Genomic DNA, 16,603 nt, shown 5'->3' on the forward strand with positions numbered 1-16,603 from the left:
ATGAAAGCGACGCTGCCCCTCTTCTGCGTTTCTTCCGCACCTGATACGTAGTGATGCGTAGTCCTTCTTAGGCTTTCCCGGTTGTACATTCAAGTCAAATTGCGCAGGAGTAAAATTGTCCGGAAATTGCCCAACAAAGGCGCACAACCGCGGACCTGTGCCGATTTCGGCCGGGGGCGGGGTGTGGAAACACACATCACCTTTGTGATCGGGAGCTCAGGTAAATCAGAGGCAGGAACCCCGCCCGCTACAGTCCCCGCCGCTCGGCACCGTGGCTGCGCTCCAACCGTGCCAAGGCACGCATGCACTCATCTTCAGCGGCGCTCAGCTCCAGGGCCAATTGGTCCGCTCTGCTCTGCAGAAGGAGCGCGGGAAGACTGGTCGGGACGTTTCCGGCAGGCAAAGCGCCGGTTGGTGCGGGGCAGTTGTTCTCCTCCAGAAGCTCACCGGCTTCGGCCTGGAGCTCAAGGCGCTTCCGGTGGATTTCTTCGACAGCGCCCGCGAAGGCCCTCAGTGCCGAGGCTGCATGGGAGGCGGCTTGCAGTACTGCTTCCCCTGCGGTGCGGGGCAGGTCCATGCCGCCGCGGACCTGAAACTGTTCGGGGGCTTCATAGGCATCGGCCAAAAGCGACCACCTGGCATGCGCCCGCTGAAGGGAATCGTTGATGATGGAACCTCGGTGCAGGATGGCCGCGGCGCTTTCCTCAAGCTCCGAGGGGGCCGGCAAGCCCGCCGTAGCCGTCAGGTCGATGGAGGTGCTCATGTCAGTCCCCACTTTCGGCTGCCGGGGCCGGCATCGTAGTCAGCCGGAGTCTCGGCGTCGGCGGGTATGGTCTGGCGGCCAATCAGCATCTGCGCGACGGGCAGCTCTGTGCCCACCCGGGGAACCTCCAGCGGGACCAGGGGGTAGTAATAATCCGGAGGAGGCAGGAAGCCCATGTCCGGCAGCCGATGCGGACAGGGGCAGCCCGGCACCGGCCAGAATCCCCAGAGCCAGGGAGATCTGTGTATGCCGGGCCCGTGGGGCCACCGGGGCAGCCCGGGGAACCACGGAGGACGCATCCACCGTGGCGGGCCGAGCCACCACGGCGGACGCCGCCACCACGGCAGCTGCATCCACCAGTACGGGATTCTCAGCAGCGGGTTCGGCAGGACAGGAAGGGGCTTCCGCGGCCAGACGGGCTTCCAGGGCGGCGGTCCGGGCAGAGGCACAACAGCTCCGCGTTCCGGCTCCGGCTCTTTGCCCGGGGGCGGTGACGGCAAAGGCCGGGGCAAGGGCACAGCGGGCGAAACCACCGAACCTCGATCCGGCTCGACACGCGGCCCCACCTCCGGCCCCACCTCCGGCACGGCCCCGGGAAAGACAGCGGGCAGCGTTTTCCCCGGGTTGCCGGAACCGGCGGCCGGCACAGCTGCTGCCGCTGCCTCAGCGCGCCTGCGCATCTCCTCATCGGCGGCGACGTACTCGGCAACCGCTGCCTTCACGGACCGAACGGCGCGGTCCGAGCTGACCAGTCCGGAACGGAGGTCATGGAACAGCGTTTCGGCCGCAAAGTTAGTGAAAGCCCGTGCCACCGGGCTGACGCCGAGCGAGGCTGTGACCGCGTCCACCCCGCCCTGGAGATCTGTTTGTTGGGTGACCAGCGAAGCGAGCTCTGCTTCCGTGTCCTGCAGGGCAGCCATGACCGCAGCGGTGTCAATGTTGTAGGCGGCCACGAGTTCCCCTTCCGATGCCCGGCGGCTGGCCGGTCAGCTCAATCTAACCGGTCCGGTTAGCCTCGGATACGGGAGCTTCCCGCCTGTGGAAAACCCCGGGAGCTAGTGGCCGAAGACGTCCGAATCGGTCACTGGAGCATCGGTTTCCAGTGTGTCCAGCGCTGTCATCTCCTGGTCATCGAGCTCAAAATCGAAGATGTCCAGATTCTGCGCCATCCGTTCCGGGTTGGCGGACTTGGGGATGGTCACGATGCCGGACTGGATATCCCAGCGCAGCACCACCTGTGCCGGTGTCTTGCCGTATTTGGCGGCAAGTGTGCCGAGCAGGGGATCCTCCAGCAGACGGCTGCCCTTGCCCAGCGGGCTCCATGCCTCGGTCACCGTCCCGAGCCTGGCATTGGCCTCCCGGACATCCCTGCGCGGCCGGTAGGGGTCAAGCTGGATCTGGTTCACTTCCGGAACCAGACCGGCATCGGCCAGCGTCTGCAGATGGGCGGGCTTGAAGTTGGAGACGCCTACGGCTTTGGCCAGGCCTTCCTCCTGGACGGCCCGCATACCTCGGAAAGCGTCCACATAAGTGTCCTGTGCGGGATTGGGCCAGTGGATCAACAGCAAATCCACATAGTCCGTTCCCAGCCGTTGGGTGGCCGCCTCCACTGCCCGGCGAACGCCGTCGAAACTGTGCCATTCCTTGTTGAACTTTGTGGTGATGAAAGCTTCTGCGCGGTCCAGGCCGCTGCGGCGCAGGCCCTCGCCCACACCCCTCTCATTGCGGTAGTTCTCTGCGGTATCGAAATGCCGGTAGCCCAGACTGATGGCGGTTTCCACGGCACTCGCCGCCTGATCATCGTCGAGGGGCCAGGTTCCCAGCCCGATCTGGGGGATGAGGGCGCCGCTGCGGAGCGGGAGGAGGGGCACAGAAGTATTCATGGGGGAAGCCTAGGCCACGCCGGTGCCGAACAGCATGCCCAGCAGGTACGTGGCGCCGGCTGCTCCCAGGCCGATCGCCAGCTGGCGCAGTCCCCGCTTCAGGGGTGAGGCGCCGGACAGCAAACCCACCACGCCGCCCGTGATGAGCAGGGCCAGGCCTACGAGAACGCAGGACATGATGACGGCGGTCAGTCCGGTGAGCCCGAAAATGTAGGGCAGGACCGGGATGATGGCGCCGGAAGCGAAGAAACAGAAGCTGGAGGTTGCGGCTCCGATTCCGGTGCCCACCGTTTCATGCTCGTCCACACCCTCCACGGCAGCTTCGGGATTTAGCGAGAAGCTCGGGTCACAGTCGCAGCTGTACAGGCCCATGCGCTCGGCCGCACGGTGTTCTGCGGCTTCCGGAGACATGCCCCGCGCCCGGTAGACAAGCACCAGCTCATTGGCATCAATATCAAGGGATTTGGCGGCGGCCAGCGTGATCTGGGTGGGACGGGATGCTTCGAGGAGTTCGCGCTGGGAACGTACGGAGACGTATTCGCCCGCTCCCATGGAGAGCGCGCCGGCCAGGAGGCCGGCCAAGCCGCTGAAGAGGATGAAGCCGCTGGACACGCCGGTGGCGCCAATGCCCATCACGAGGGCAAGGTTGGACACCAGCCCGTCGTTGGCGCCGAACACAGCGGCCCGGAAGTTGCCGGAGAGCCGGTTGCGGCCGCGGGTGGCCAGGCCCCGCACTACTTCCTCGTGGATTTGTTCGTCGGCGGCCATGGCGCTCGTGGCGTTGGGATCCTGAGCGTAGGGGGAGCGGCCTTCGGCCCGCTGGGCCAGCGCCAGGACAAACACCGATCCAAACCGCCGGGCCAGGAATCCGAGCAGACGGTTGCGCAGGGACGCGCGGGTTCTCCGGTTGGCCTCTTCACCCAGCAGCTCCCGCCAGTGGGCTTCGTGGCGGCCTTCTGCTTCGGCCAGGGCCAGCAGGATGTCGCGTTCTTCGCCGTCGCGGCGTTCGGCAAGGTAACGGTAAGTGTCGGCTTCCGCTCGTTCGTCGGCAAGGTACTGACGCCACCGTTTGAGGTCGGACGACGACGGCGGCCGGGGCTGGGGCGAGCGCTCGGCTTCGGGGTGGGTGTTCAACACTGCTCCTGGTACGTGGACCGGAGCGTTTGGGGAGGCTCCGGTCAGCTGATGGCGAAACTGACCGAAGGTCTCGCTCGCCCGTGCGTTGAACACACCGGGTGGTATGCCGGGCCACATGGCGGCCAGTATGTCGACAGACCTCGGCTGCTCCGCGGATCCGGTGAACGCGTCAACCAGCGGCAATTAATGACAGCTGACTGAGTTCATTACTATGGATTCTGCGGGAGGGCCGGAGCTACTCCCCTTCGACCTATCAGTGTAGCGGAGAACTAAAGTGCAACCCGAGGAAGACAGGATGCAGGCAACAGCAGACAATGGTGTCGGAATGGGAGGGCGTGGGACGGGAGCTCTCCGGCCAACGGCTAAAGTCGAGGACGTGACTACGCATACACCAACAGTCCCTGCCGAATACCCACGGCCCTGGACGCGCCACTACGGCGCCGGGGTTCCCGCAAACCTGTCCCTGCCAGATGGGTCCCTGGTGGACATGGTGGAGCAGTCAATCCGCAAATACGGTTCCAAAACCGCCCTCGAGTTCTTCGGAGCGACCACCAGTTATCAAGCCCTTGGCGAACAAATCCGCCAAGCAGCCTCCGGACTCAAGAAGCTGGGCGTAAAGCAGGGCGACCGCGTGGCGCTGGTGCTGCCGAACTGCCCGCAGCACATCGTGGCGTTCTACGCGATCCTGCGGCTGGGAGCCGTAGTCGTGGAGCACAACCCGCTGTACACGGACCGGGAACTGCGGCACCAGTTCGAGGACCACGGTGCCACGGTTGCTGTGGCGTGGGACAAGGCGGTGGATCGGCTGGAGGCGATGCCGACGGACATCCCGCTGCGCAGCATCGTGTCGGTGAACCTCATCGAGAGCATGCCGCTGAAAAACCGGCTGGCCCTTAAGCTTCCGGTTCCGGCGGCGCGCAAGGCCCGCGAGGCCCTGACCGTTTCCAGGACGCCCCGCAGCGGATCGCGGAACGTCGTCGCCTGGAAAAAGCTGCTGGACCACCGTCCGCTGCGGCGCCGGCATCCCCGGCCTGCGGCATCGGACCTCGCAGCAATTCAGTACACCAGCGGCACCACGGCCGCCCCCAAGGGTGCCATGCTCACCCACGCCAACCTGATGGCCAACGCCGCGCAGGGCAGGGCCTGGGTGCCCGGGCTGCGCCCGGGCAAGGAAACTTTCTACGCCGTCCTGCCCATGTTCCACGCCTACGGCCTGACGCTGTGCCTTACCTTCGCAATGAGCTTGGGTGCGAAGCTTGTCCTGTTCCCCAAATTCGATGTGGACCTGGTGCTGAACGCCGCAAAGAAGTCGCCGCCCACCTTCCTGCCCGCCGTTCCGCCGATTTATGACCGTATTGCCGCCGGGGCCAAGGAAAAGGGAGTTTCCCTGAAGGGCGTGCGCTTCGCGATTTCGGGCGCCATGAACCTCCCGCCTGCAACCGTCCAGGCCTGGGAGGAAGCCACCGGCGGCTACCTGATCGAGGGGTACGGGCTGACCGAAACGTCACCGGTTGCCATCGGCAACCCGATGGGACCCACCCGGAAGCCCGGAACGGTGGGGGTGCCGTTCCCCCTGACCGATATCCGTGTGGTGGATCCGGAGGACCCCACCGTGGACCGGCCGGCCGGACAGGAAGGCGAGCTGCTGATCCGCGGCCCCCAGGTTTTCCAGGGCTACTGGAACAAGCCGACGGAAACCCAGGCGGCCCTGCTGGACGGCGGTTGGTTCCGCACCGGTGACATCGTTTCCGTGGACGAGGATCACTTCGTCACGATCCGCGACCGGATCAAGGAACTGATCATTACCGGCGGCTTCAACGTTTCCCCGTCCGAGGTGGAGGAAGCGCTGAAGCGCCATGACAGCATTGCCGAAGCCGCCGTCGTCGGCATTGGCAGGCCCAGCGGCGGAGAGGACGTCGTAGCCGCCGTGGTCCTCAAGGAGGATGCACACTTCAAGCCCGAAGATCTCCGCGAGTATGTCCGTAAAGAGCTGGCAGCCTACAAGGTGCCGCGCCGGATCGTTCAGATTCCCGATCTGCCACGCTCGCTGATCGGCAAGGTGCTGCGCCGGCACGTCCGGGACAGCCTGACCGAGTCCGCTGCCTCGACCGACGGCACAACTGCACCGTAGCGGCAACACAGTAGAGGCAACACCCGAGTAATTCCTTCACCGGTTCCGCCAACAGGAAGACCAAGGATATGTCCACAACACCGTCCCCCCAGCACCGCGGACCCGTGGGGGAACCACCTCAGCGGTACTGGAGCGGCTCCCTGGGCCACGCTGCCCAACGCGCCGCCCAGATCCTTCTGGTGCTCGTCCTCGCAGTGGTCGCCATCTATGGGCTGTTGCAGATCACCCTCGTGGTCATTCCCGTGCTGCTCGCCCTGATTCTGGCCGCAGCCATTGCCCCGTTCGTGAATTGGCTGCGGCGCAAGGGGTGGCCAAGCGCCCTTGCCACCGGGGTTTCCTTCCTGCTCCTGCTCATCGTGTTCGGCGGACTCATCACCGGCATCGTTTTTGCCATCCGCAGCGAGTGGAGCTCGCTGGTGGACCAGGCCGTGGACGGGTTCAACAAGCTGTATGAATTCATTCAGGACAGCCCCATCCCGCATGACACCGCCGCAATTGAAAACGCCCGTGACGCCGCGATCAGCTTTGCCACCAGCTCGGCTGTGGGTAACGGCGCCCTGGCCGGCATTGGTGCGGCCACAAACTTCATCACGGGGTTCATCCTGCTGGCCGTGGTGCTGTTCTACTTCCTGAAGGACGGGGACAAGATCTGGGCATTTGTCCTGCGCTGGTTCCACGGGGACCGGCTGCAGAAGGCGCGCCTGTCCGGTACCCGGGCCATGGAGGTTCTGGGCGGGTACGTCCGGGGCACGGCCATTGTGGCCGCCGTGGACTCGATCTGCATCGGCGCGGCTCTGTTCATCCTGCAGGTGCCGCTGGCACTGCCGCTGTCCGTGATTGTATTTGTCGGCTCCTTCATTCCTTTGGTGGGAGCCACGGCGGCGGGCGTGCTGGCGGCCCTGATCGCCCTGGTGGCCAACGGGCCCCTGGTGGCGCTGATCGTGGTGATCGTGATTATTGCCGTGAACCAGCTGGAGGGAAACTTCCTGCAGCCGGTAGTGATGGGCCGAACCCTGAGTATTCACGCCCTGGTGATTCTGCTGGCGCTGACGGCCGGCACAATTCTGGCCGGAATTGTTGGCGCCATCCTCTCCGTTCCCATCGCTGCGGTTTCCTGGGCGATTATCAAAGTTTGGATCGGAGAGGACGACGGCGATCCGGAGGAAGTCCCCGAACTCCCCGAGCCGGAGGAAGCGGAATCCGCCGGCGCGGCTGCCCAGGACTGATTTTCGGCCTGGGCGAGCCGTGCAGGGGGCGGCGCCTCAGGCTACCGGTGCGGTCTCGGCGTCGGTGTCCGTCCAGCGGCCGGCTACCCGGTCCTCCCAGGCCCGCATCACGACGTCGTCGGTGCGAGGCGTGAGCAGCGAACCGGCAATGTAGGCGACGGCCGAGGCCAGCAGCCCGAAGTAGATGGGTTCGTTGGCGTAGATTCCGTCGTACTGCTGTTCCGCAGTGATTTCCAGGAAGACCATGGTTCCCAGCGTGACCACGGTGCCGGCGGCCATGGACAGCGCCGCGCCGAATCCGGTGCCCCGCTTCCACGTGAGCCCGCCGAGGATGCTCACGAGGAGGCCGCCGACCAGGATGTCATAAGAAATGGTCAGGGCAGCCACCACGTCCTGGACCGCGATGGCCAGGCCGATGGCCACAAGGCCCAGGCCCAACACCCAGGCCCGGTTCTGAGCCACCAGGTGCTCGGGGTTTCCTTCTGCCTCAGCGGGTGCAGCGGTGCCGCGTCCGCGGACCCAACCGGTGACAAAGGGAACGACGTCGGTACGGGCCACGGTAGCGGCGGCAATAAGTGCGCCGGAGGCTGTGGACATCATGGCAGCGACGGCCGCCGCGAGGACCAGGCCGCCCAGTCCCACCGGAAGGATGTTGATGGCAACATCGGCGTAGACGTCGTCCTTGGAAGCCACGCCGGGCAGGACCACGCTGGCGGCCATGCCGATCACTGCTCCGGCCACCCCGTACAGGATGCAGTAGATGCCTGCAGCGGTGCCGCCCCACTGCGCGATCAGCGGGGTGCGGGCGGTGAAGACCCGCTGCCAGATGTCCTGTCCAATCAGCAAACCAAGGGTGTAAACCACAAAGTACGTAATGATGCTCTGGGCGCCGATGCCGGTGAGGCTGAAGAACTCGGCTCCCACGCGCTCCCGGATGCCGTCCAGGCCGCCTGCCGCGTTGAGTGTGAAGGGCAGCATCAGGGCAAAAACGCCCACGGTCTTGATGATGAACTGGACCATGTCGGCCAGGGTGATGGACCACATTCCGCCGATGGTCGAGTAGATGAGCACCACTGCGCCGCCCACGGCGATGGCTGCCCACCGCTCCCAGCCGAAGAGGACCACGAAGATGGTCGCATAGGCCCCCGTCGACGTTGCACACAGCATGAGGGTGTAGGCGAGCATCACGATGGAGGAGACCTGCGTGGACCGGACTCCGTAGCGCAGGGTGAGCATCTGCGAGACGGTGTAGATCTTCAGCTTTTGCAGAGTGGAGGCAAAAAGCAGGCTCAGGAGCAGCACCCCGGCGCCGATCGCCACCACCAGCCACATTCCAGAGATCCCGTAGGTGTAGCCCAAGCCCACTCCGCCCACAGTGGAGGCTCCGCCCAGGACCACGGCGGCCATGGTGCCGGTGTAGAAAACCGGGCCCAGACGGCGGCCGGCCACCAAGTAGTCGCTGACATTCTTGGTCCGGGACTTTCCCCACCAGCCGAAGGCCAGCATGCCAGCGAGGTAGGCCACCACGATGACGGTATTCAGGTGTTCCATGAAATTCCTGCCGTTGCGCCAGACTTGGCAGCAAAATGCCCCCAAGTAAACTTATGTTGTCCCGTAGGCTAATTCAGTGCGGTGCCGCCGTCAATGATTCCGGCAGTTGTTACTTGGTGCCGCGCAGGGCGGGACTGGGCGCTGGGCCGCAGTCGATATGCTCGGAAGAGGGAACCGGCGGCTTTTCCGCAGGTAAGAAGAAATGAGAGGACATTTTCCGTCATGAAGGCCTTGCCAGTAGAGCCCTCCAATGCCCCGGTGGCCATCGGGCCGAGGATCCGCCTGGCACGGCAGGCCCGCCGGATGACCATCGAGCAGGTGGCCGGTGCCACGGGTCTCACGAAGGGGTTCCTCAGCAGGGTGGAACGGGACCTGACATCGCCGTCGGTGGCTTCCCTGCTCACGCTGTGCCAGGTGCTGTCGATCTCCATCGGAGACCTGTTCACTGCACCGGCAACGGAGCTGACGCGCTGGCGCGATGCACCGTCAGTGCATTTGGGCGGCACGGGGATCACGGAGCGGCTGGTGACGCCGCGTGCCGAACGCCGAATCCAGGTCATCCGCGCAGTCATTGAGCCCAGGGGCTCCGGGGAGACTGAGCTCTACTCCGTGGATTGCGACGTGGAAGTACTCCACGTTGCCCGCGGGCGCTTTGTGCTGGAGTTTGCCGGAGAAACCATGGAACTCTCCGAAGGAGACACCGTAACCTTTCCCGGCCAGGAACCGCACTCATGGCGCAATCCTGCGGATGAAGAGGCCGTGGTGCTGTGGACGCTGGTTAGTCCGTCGGCGAGCTGACCCGGACAGACTAGACTGCGGCGGCCAGATTGCCCGCGGCCGGAGTTGTCAGCCGGTCCAGGTACTGGACTGCGCCGGTGACGTCTGTCCCCTGGGAACGGAATCCGATGTGTCCGTCCGGACGCACCACCAGGATTTCCGGACGCCGGACGCTGAGTCCGAGGCGTTCAAAGGCCAGTCCGCTCACGTCCTGGATTTCCGAGGGATCCGCCGCTGCCAGCCGGCTGCCCACATTCAGGCGCTGGACGCTGAGCCACGGGGAGAGTCGCCCAAGGGCGTCATGGATTCGCAGCTGGGTGTCCGCCGGCCACCCCGGACCGCACAGGAGGATGTGGAAGCCCGGCGTTGCGAGGATTTCATGCAGGCGCCGCTCGCGTCCGTGTTCCAGGACCACCGCGTCCGGCAACCGGTCTCCGGCCTTTGGTCCGGCGGTCAGGAATGCCGGAAGGCGGCTGTCTCCGGTGTCCACCATGTCGCTGCCGCGGTACTGGGTATCCAGCTGGGAAGCCGTACGGAACAACCGTGAACGCAGCGCTTTAGACCCGGAAGCCTTGGGGGCAAGGGTCGGCAGGAGTTTGGTGCGGGGCAGCTTCAGGAGGCCGTTCTTGGACGAGGCCAGGCGGAAGATGCGGTCGGTGAACTGCAGTATGTCTTTGTCCGCGGGACGCCGCTCCGCGTCATAGCTGTCCACCAGCTCTTCGGAAGCAAGACCGCGTGCGCCCAGCGACAGTTTCCAGCCAAGATTCAAGGCGTCCTGAATGCCGGCGTTCATGCCCTGTGCGGCAACGGGGGAGTGGAGGTGGGCGGCATCCCCGGCCAGGAAGACGGATCCGTTCTGGAAATATTCGGCCATCCGGTGGGAGAGTTTGAAATCGCTGATCCACTGGGGATCCCGCAGGGTCAGTGCCCCGCCGGAGAACTTGTCCGCAGTCTTCTGCAGGGACTCCAGCGTTGCCTGCGCCGGGTCGCCGTCCTCCTTCATGGCGATCAGACGCCACGTTGCGGGGCGGCCCAGCGGGAACAGGAACATAAAGCCGTCCTCATTGAGGTAGGCGTGCATGTGGCCCGGTTCCGCACCGTCAACTTCGAGGTCGGCCAGCACATAGGTGCCGGGATAGCCGCTGCCGCGCCAGTCCATGCCTGCCTTGGAGCGAACCGTGCTGTGCGCGCCGTCCGCACCAACAATGTAGCGGGCCCGGATGCGTTCGATGCCCCGGTCCATGCGCTGGATCTTGGCTTCCACTCCGGCGAACGGATCTTCCGTGTCCAGGAATTCCAAATCCTGCAGTTCAACCCCGCGTTCCACCCGGATTCCGCGGCCGGACAGGTGCGCGGCCAGGGCGTGTTCGGTTTCCGCCTGGGAGAGGAACAGCAGGTGCTGGAATTCGGAATCCTCAATGCCTGCGTCGGACAGGTCAACGGGGACGGTCTGATCGGGCAGGTGGAGGAGGAGTCCGCGCGCGGAATGGCCCGCTGCCGTTAGTGCTGAGCTGATCCCGAAAGGCCGAAGGGCTTCCAGGGTCCGCGGCTGCAGCGCCAGCGCACGCGACTGCTCTGAGCGTGTGAGGCTGCGGTCAATGATGCGGAAACTCGTCCCGAAGCTCTCCAATTGGGCCGCCAGGGCCAGCCCCGTTGGGCCGGCGCCCACGATCAGGACATCGACGTCGTAGGTACTGTCCGCACTGTGCTGTTGAGCCGCCATAGGAACAGCCTAGTCTTGACGGCGGCCCACGTTCCACTTTAGCCTCATGGGAAACACTTGATGCCTAACAGGCAACGCATTCCAGACCGCCGGAAGTCGGTGTGCCGGGTGCGTAGCCAAGGGCAGGCCGGATTCCGGCCGGCCCGGATTTGGAGAAACAGCATGCAGAACCCGCCGCGCATTACCGCCAACGGCAACCTCGGACCTGTTGATGCGGCGCTGGTGCCGCGTTATGCCGGACCTGCCACCTATGCCCGCCTGCCCAGGCTGGACCAGGTGCAGCACGCTGATGTTGCCGTGGTGGGAGTGCCTTTTGACACCGGTGTCTCTTTCCGTCCGGGCGCCCGCTTCGGGGCCAACCATGTCCGTGAGGCTTCCAGGCTCCTGCGTCCGTACAACCCGGCGCAGGATGCCTCGCCGTTCGAGAACCTGCAGGTGGCGGACGCAGGTGACATGGCAGTCAACCCGTTCAACATCAATGAAGCAATCGAGTCAATCCAGGCAAACGCGCTGGATCTGACCGCGGGCGGGTCCAAGCTCCTCACCCTGGGCGGAGACCATACGATTGCCCTTCCGCTGCTGCGTGCAGCCACCGAGCGTGCAGGCCAGCCCGTGGCGCTGCTGCACTTCGATGCCCACCTGGATACCTGGGACAGTTACTTTGGTGCTGAATACACGCACGGTACTCCGTTCCGCAGGGCGGTGGAGGAGGGAATCCTCGATACCGAAGCTATTTCACACGTGGGTACCCGCGGACCGCTGTACGGCAAGCGGGACCTGGAGGATGACCGCCGCTTTGGTTTCGGCATCGTGACGTCCTCCGATGTTTTCCGTCAGGGCGTGGATGAAGTGGTTGCCAAGCTGCGGGACCGGATCGGAAACCGTCCTCTGTACATCTCGGTGGACATTGACGTCCTGGACCCTGCCCACGCCCCCGGAACCGGCACCCCTGAAGCCGGTGGCATGACCAGCCGCGAGCTGCTGGAAATCCTGCGGGGCCTGCGCGGCATGAACCTGGTGGGCGCCGACGTCGTTGAGGTTGCTCCGGCGTATGACCACGCCGACATCACCGCGGTGGCCGCCTCCCATGTGGCCTATGACCTGATCACCCTCATGGGACTTTCGTAAATGAGCGGGAAGGGCCAGAGCGGAGCGCCCGGCACAACGCGCCACGTTCGCGATGAGGAAATCCCGAACACTTTGCTGTCCGAAGAAGCCGTGCTGCACGGCGGCGCCCCGCCTGTGCGCAACGGCGGAGACCTGGTGGTGGAAACCCTTGCCGCGCTCGGTGCCACCACCGTCTTCGGTATCCCCGGACAGCATGCGCTGGGCCTGTTCGACGCCCTGTCCCGTTCCAGCCTCCGCTTTGTGTCCTCGCGGGTGGAGAACAACTCCGCTTTTGCCGCCGACGGGTTCTCGCGTGCCACCGGCCAGGTGGGAGTTGTCTTCCTGTCCACCGGTCCCGGAGCCCTGACAGCGCTCGCCGGGCTGCAGGAGGCCTATGCCACCGGCGTGCCCATGGTGGTGGTGGCCAGCCAGATTCCCATCGAGGGACTGGGTGCCCGGCGCCGCGGCATGCTCCATCAGCTTGATGACCAGAAGGCTTCGGCTGCCAATGTCACCAAGAGCCAGCGCCTCATCCAGCACGCTTCGGGCATTCCCTCGGCCATCCAGGATGCGTGGACGGAAGCCATCTCCTCGCCCATGGGGCCGGTATGGCTCGAGATACCCCAGAACGTCCTGCTGAACCCCGTGATGGTCCCCGCAGTCGAAGATGCGCTGGCAGAGCCCTTTGATAATCCGCCGCGGACCGAGCTGGTGAAGGAAGCGGTGCGGTGGCTTGCCGCTGCGGAACGTCCGGCGATTATTGCCGGTGGCGGAACCCGCCGCGGCAAAGCGGAAGCTGATCTGCTGGCGCTGGCGGAGAAACTGCGCGCGCCGGTGATCTGCACCCCCGGCGGCAACGGAGCGTTCCCCTGGAACCATGAGCTGTCGCTCCAATCCTGGATCGAGGACCGCCACACCACCGATGTCCTCGAAGACGCCGATGTCCTGGTCGTCGTCGGCTCGTCGCTGGGCGAGGTCACGTCCAACTACTTCACGCTGCAGCCGCGCGGCCGGATTATCCAGATCGATGCCGAGCCCCGGGTGCTGGAATCCAACCGGCCGGCCCTCGGCATCCGCGCCGATGCCGGGCAGGCCCTCGCGGCACTGGATGAGGCGCTCGGTTCCGTGCTCGCCGATTCTCCGCGGAAGGAGCCGGACTGGAACGGACAGACCCCGGAGCAGCTGGTAGCCCGGACATTGGCACAGGTGGCTGACCGTCTGGACAGCCAGGACCTGGACATGGAACGGAAGTTCATGGCTGACATCCGGGCAGCCGTTCCCGCCTCCATACAGACCTATTGGGACATGACCATCGCCGCGTACTGGGCGTGGAGCTGCTGGGACGCCAAATCCGGTCAGTTCCATTCCGCCCAGGGTGCCGGCGGCCTGGGTTACGGGTATCCCGGAGCCATCGGCGGCGCCGTCGGACTGGGGGAGCGGGTCCTGGCAGTCTCCGGCGACGGATCGGCCATGTATTCCATCGCAGAACTCGCCACTGCCCGGCAGCACAACCTGCCCGTCACCTGGCTGATTGTCGACGACGGCGGCTACGGCATCCTACGCGAATACATGGTTGAGGCGTTCGGCAAGGCCACCGCCACCGAACTTGCCGGTCCTGACTTTGTGAAGCTGGCTGAGTCCTTCGGTGTTCCGGCGCGGAGAACGGCGCCCGACGGCGTACAGGCGGCACTGGAAGAAGCGTTTGCCGGCGAGGGGCCCAACGTGGTGGTGGTTGAAGCGACCATCGGACTTTTCGCTCCGACTCATCTGGCGGACTGACGGACTGACGTCGAACGGGTTGCCCTTCACCTGTGGTTGAAGGGCAACCCTGCTTCGCCTGCTCGGAGATCATTCTGCGTGGTTCACGGCCGCAGTTGACCCGGTTCATTTAGTTCGTTGACTCAGGCAATCAATAGTCGTATCGTTGCCTGAGGCAAACAACAATGTTCCAGACAGGTGTTCCGTGGCAGTAAACCAGCGATCAGCTGAAGAATTAATCACGCTCATATTCCGGCTCCAGCGCCAACTCCGCTGCGTCGCGCAGAAAGGCGCCGATCCCCGGAGCCCGGGCACTGCCCTGCAGGGCGTCATGCGAATAATTGGCGACCACGGAGAGATCCGTGCCACCGAGCTGGCAGAAAAGCTCGGCATCGGAACCGCCGGGCTCAGCCGGCATCTCTCCGAACTTGTCACCATGGGGTACGTCTGCCGCCGTCCGCACCCTGATGACGGCCGGGCCTACCTCATCAGCCTGACTCCGGCTGGAACCCAAGCGGTCTCAGACGAGATGCACCGCCGGGCAGCACTGCTTCAGGACATGCTCGAGCACTGGACCGATGAAGAAGCCCTCTCTGCCAGTGAATCCCTGACCAAGCTCACGGAGAGCCTGCAAACAGCCATCCGCGCAATGAAGCCGGGTACCATCCAACCGCCCATCCCGGCAGGAGAAAAAACTAAGTGACAGAGTCGCAAAGAACCACTACCGCAGAAAGTACCAAGTCCGCGCCGGCCAAAGTCCGCAGGAACGGCAAGCCTGCACGCCAGGACCACGTTCCGGGCGAGATGAGCCACCGGCAGATCCTGCAGGCCCTGACCGGCCTGCTGGCCGCACTGTTCACCGCCATGCTGAGCACCACTATCGTGGCCAACGCGCTGCCGACCATCATGGCCGATCTGCACGGAACCCAGACGGACTTCGCCTGGGTGGTCACAGCGGCGCTGCTGGCCAACGCCGTCTCCACCCCTATCTGGGGCAAGCTGGCGGACCTGTTCAGCAAGAAGCTGCTGGTCCAGCTAAGCATCATTGTCTTCGTGATTGGCTCGGTCATTGCGGGGCTGGCGGACAACATGACCGTCCTGCTCTCTGCCCGTGTGGTCCAGGGCCTGGGCATGGGCGGCCTGACCGCCCTGACGCAGGCCGTCATCGGCTCCATCATTCCGCCGCGCGAACGCGGCCGGTACTCCGGCTATATGGGCGCGGTGATGGCTGTGGCCACTGCCGGCGGTCCCTTGCTGGGCGGGTTTATCGTGGACAGCCCGCTGGGCTGGCGGTGGACCTTCTTCCTCTGCGTGCCGCTGGCCGTAGTGGCACTGTTCCTGCTTCAGGTCACGCTTCGCCTGCCGCACACCCGCCGCAAGGTCAGCATTGACTGGCTCGGGTCGATCCTGCTGACCGCCGGAGTTTCGCTGCTGCTGATCTGGGTGTCGTTCGCCGGAAAGGCCGGCTACTACGAATGGATGTCCTGGCAGACCGCAGCCATGGTTGGCGGCGCCGTCGTGCTCCTGGCCCTGCTGGTCCTGGTGGAATCCAAGGTCCGCGAGCCCATCATCCCGCTGAAGATCATCCGCAAGCGCACCACGGCGCTGTCCATTGTTGCCTCTGTGGCCGTGGGTATCGCGATGTTTGGTTCCACCACCTTCCTGGGCCAGTACTTCCAGATCGCCCGCGGGTTCAGCCCCACGGAAGCCGGGCTGCTGATGCTGCCAATGATTGCGGGCAACCTGGCCGGTTCCGTGGGATCCGGTCAGCTGATCAGCCGCTTTGGCAAGTGGAAGCGGTTCCTGATTGCCGGCACGATCATGGTCATCGCCGGTGCGGGCCTGGCCGGAACCATGGATCACGAAACCGACATGCTTCTCGTTAGCCTGTACATTTTTGTCCTCGGCCTGGGCATGGGGCTGCTGATGCAGAACCTGGTTCTGGCTGTGCAGAACACGGTCCGGGTCTCCGAGGTGGGTTCGGCCAGCGCATCGATCGCGTTCTTCCGCACCGTCGGCGGCGCTGTGGGCGTCTCCGTTCTGGGCGCCGTGATGTCCAGCTCCGTGAGCAGCCGGGCTGCTGACGGCCTGCGTGCCGCCAACATTCCCGTGTCCGACGGCGGTGCCGGCGACTCGCTCGACATCGGCGGCATGCCGCCGGCCATTCAGGGTATTTTCCGCGCCGCTTACGGTGACGCCACGGCCACGATTTTCCAGATTGCCGCCGTGATTTCAGTGGTGGCTCTGATCGCAGTGCTCCTGATCAAGGAGCAGGTGCTGCGACGCACGCTGGACATCACTCCCGCGCCCAAGCCGCAGGCTAATCCCGATCTGACCGGAAGCTCGGAAACCCTCAGCGCGGCAGCTGGCACCGGCACAGCATCCGACACCGGCACAGCGCCCGACGGCGACGCGGCAACGCGCCCACGCTCAACAGCTGGAGCCTCCCGGGGCGGGACCGGAACACACTGATCCAATCCGGCTGCAGGGCGCCTTTATATACGGCACCTATCTAAAGAGGCCCTATCGAAACAGGCCCTATCTAAA

12 protein-coding genes and 1 pseudogene are annotated in these 16,603 nt (G+C 64.9%); 7 read left to right on the forward strand and 6 right to left on the reverse strand.

The annotated features are described in order from the left end of the window. Positions 1-247: 247 nt before the first annotated feature. From CXR00_RS17145 to CXR00_RS17160, 4 genes are all read right to left on the reverse strand, one after another. Positions 248-763: a hypothetical protein gene (locus CXR00_RS17145; RefSeq protein ID WP_104056137.1), complete on the reverse strand. Its 516-nt coding sequence runs from the start codon at positions 761-763 to the stop codon at positions 248-250. Further along, positions 760-1,716 (reverse strand): DUF6507 family protein, encoded by a 957-nt coding sequence (locus CXR00_RS17150; protein ID WP_104056139.1) that lies wholly within the window; start codon positions 1,714-1,716, stop codon positions 760-762. Before CXR00_RS17150 ends, CXR00_RS17145 begins: the two co-directional genes overlap by 4 nt. Before the next feature lie 102 nt (positions 1,717-1,818). Then, positions 1,819-2,646 (reverse strand): aldo/keto reductase, encoded by an 828-nt coding sequence (locus CXR00_RS17155; RefSeq protein ID WP_104056141.1) that lies wholly within the window; start codon positions 2,644-2,646, stop codon positions 1,819-1,821. 9 nt (positions 2,647-2,655) lie between these two features. Continuing rightward, a complete protein-coding gene (locus CXR00_RS17160; RefSeq protein ID WP_207348529.1) occupies positions 2,656-3,780 on the reverse strand; it encodes a VIT1/CCC1 transporter family protein in 1,125 nt (374 codons plus the stop codon). A gap of 379 nt (positions 3,781-4,159) precedes the next feature. On the opposite strand from CXR00_RS17160, the gene CXR00_RS17165 reads away from it, so the two are divergent. Together CXR00_RS17165 and CXR00_RS17170 are read left to right on the forward strand one after the other, a co-directional pair. After that, the gene (locus CXR00_RS17165) at positions 4,160-5,914 is read left to right on the forward strand and encodes a long-chain-fatty-acid--CoA ligase (protein WP_258060572.1); all 1,755 of its coding nucleotides are present in this window, start codon (positions 4,160-4,162) and stop codon (positions 5,912-5,914) included. Between the two features lie 68 nt (positions 5,915-5,982). Then, positions 5,983-7,140: an AI-2E family transporter gene (locus tag CXR00_RS17170; protein ID WP_104056143.1), complete on the forward strand. Its 1,158-nt coding sequence runs from the start codon at positions 5,983-5,985 to the stop codon at positions 7,138-7,140. A gap of 36 nt (positions 7,141-7,176) precedes the next feature. On the opposite strand, the gene CXR00_RS17175 is transcribed toward CXR00_RS17170, so the two are convergent. Further along, positions 7,177-8,691: a sodium:solute symporter gene (locus CXR00_RS17175; protein ID WP_104056145.1), complete on the reverse strand. Its 1,515-nt coding sequence runs from the start codon at positions 8,689-8,691 to the stop codon at positions 7,177-7,179. Between the two features lie 222 nt (positions 8,692-8,913). Here CXR00_RS17175 and CXR00_RS17180 point away from each other — a divergent pair, with 222 nt between their 5' ends. Further along, positions 8,914-9,489 carry a helix-turn-helix domain-containing protein gene (locus CXR00_RS17180; protein ID WP_104056147.1) on the forward strand — a complete coding sequence of 192 codons (576 nt, stop codon included), beginning with the start codon at positions 8,914-8,916 and terminating at the stop codon, positions 9,487-9,489. 10 nt (positions 9,490-9,499) lie between these two features. Here CXR00_RS17180 and CXR00_RS17185 read toward each other — a convergent pair whose 3' ends face one another. After that, a complete protein-coding gene (locus tag CXR00_RS17185) occupies positions 9,500-11,191 on the reverse strand; it encodes an FAD-dependent monooxygenase (protein ID WP_104056148.1) in 1,692 nt (563 codons plus the stop codon). Between the two features lie 162 nt (positions 11,192-11,353). Between CXR00_RS17185 and speB the strand changes: the two genes are divergently transcribed. The 4 genes and pseudogenes from speB to CXR00_RS17205 all read left to right on the forward strand — a co-directional run. After that, a complete protein-coding gene (gene speB, locus CXR00_RS17190) occupies positions 11,354-12,319 on the forward strand; it encodes an agmatinase (RefSeq protein WP_104056150.1) in 966 nt (321 codons plus the stop codon). Beyond that, on the forward strand, positions 12,320-14,077 hold the full coding sequence (locus CXR00_RS17195) for a thiamine pyrophosphate-binding protein (RefSeq protein WP_104056151.1): 1,758 nt from the start codon (positions 12,320-12,322) through the stop codon (positions 14,075-14,077). Positions 14,078-14,261: 184 nt separating this feature from the next. Next, positions 14,262-14,759 (forward strand): MarR family winged helix-turn-helix transcriptional regulator, encoded by a 498-nt coding sequence (locus CXR00_RS17200; RefSeq protein WP_146068532.1) that lies wholly within the window; start codon positions 14,262-14,264, stop codon positions 14,757-14,759. A 101-nt stretch (positions 14,760-14,860) separates the two neighbouring features. Then, a pseudogene (locus tag CXR00_RS17205) lies at positions 14,861-16,351 on the forward strand (MDR family MFS transporter); the annotation flags it as partial. Positions 16,352-16,603 lie beyond the last annotated feature (252 nt).

It is taken from the genome of Arthrobacter sp. 9E16 (genome assembly GCF_002929435.1).
Classification (GTDB): domain Bacteria; phylum Actinomycetota; class Actinomycetes; order Actinomycetales; family Micrococcaceae; genus Arthrobacter_B; species Arthrobacter_B sunyaminii.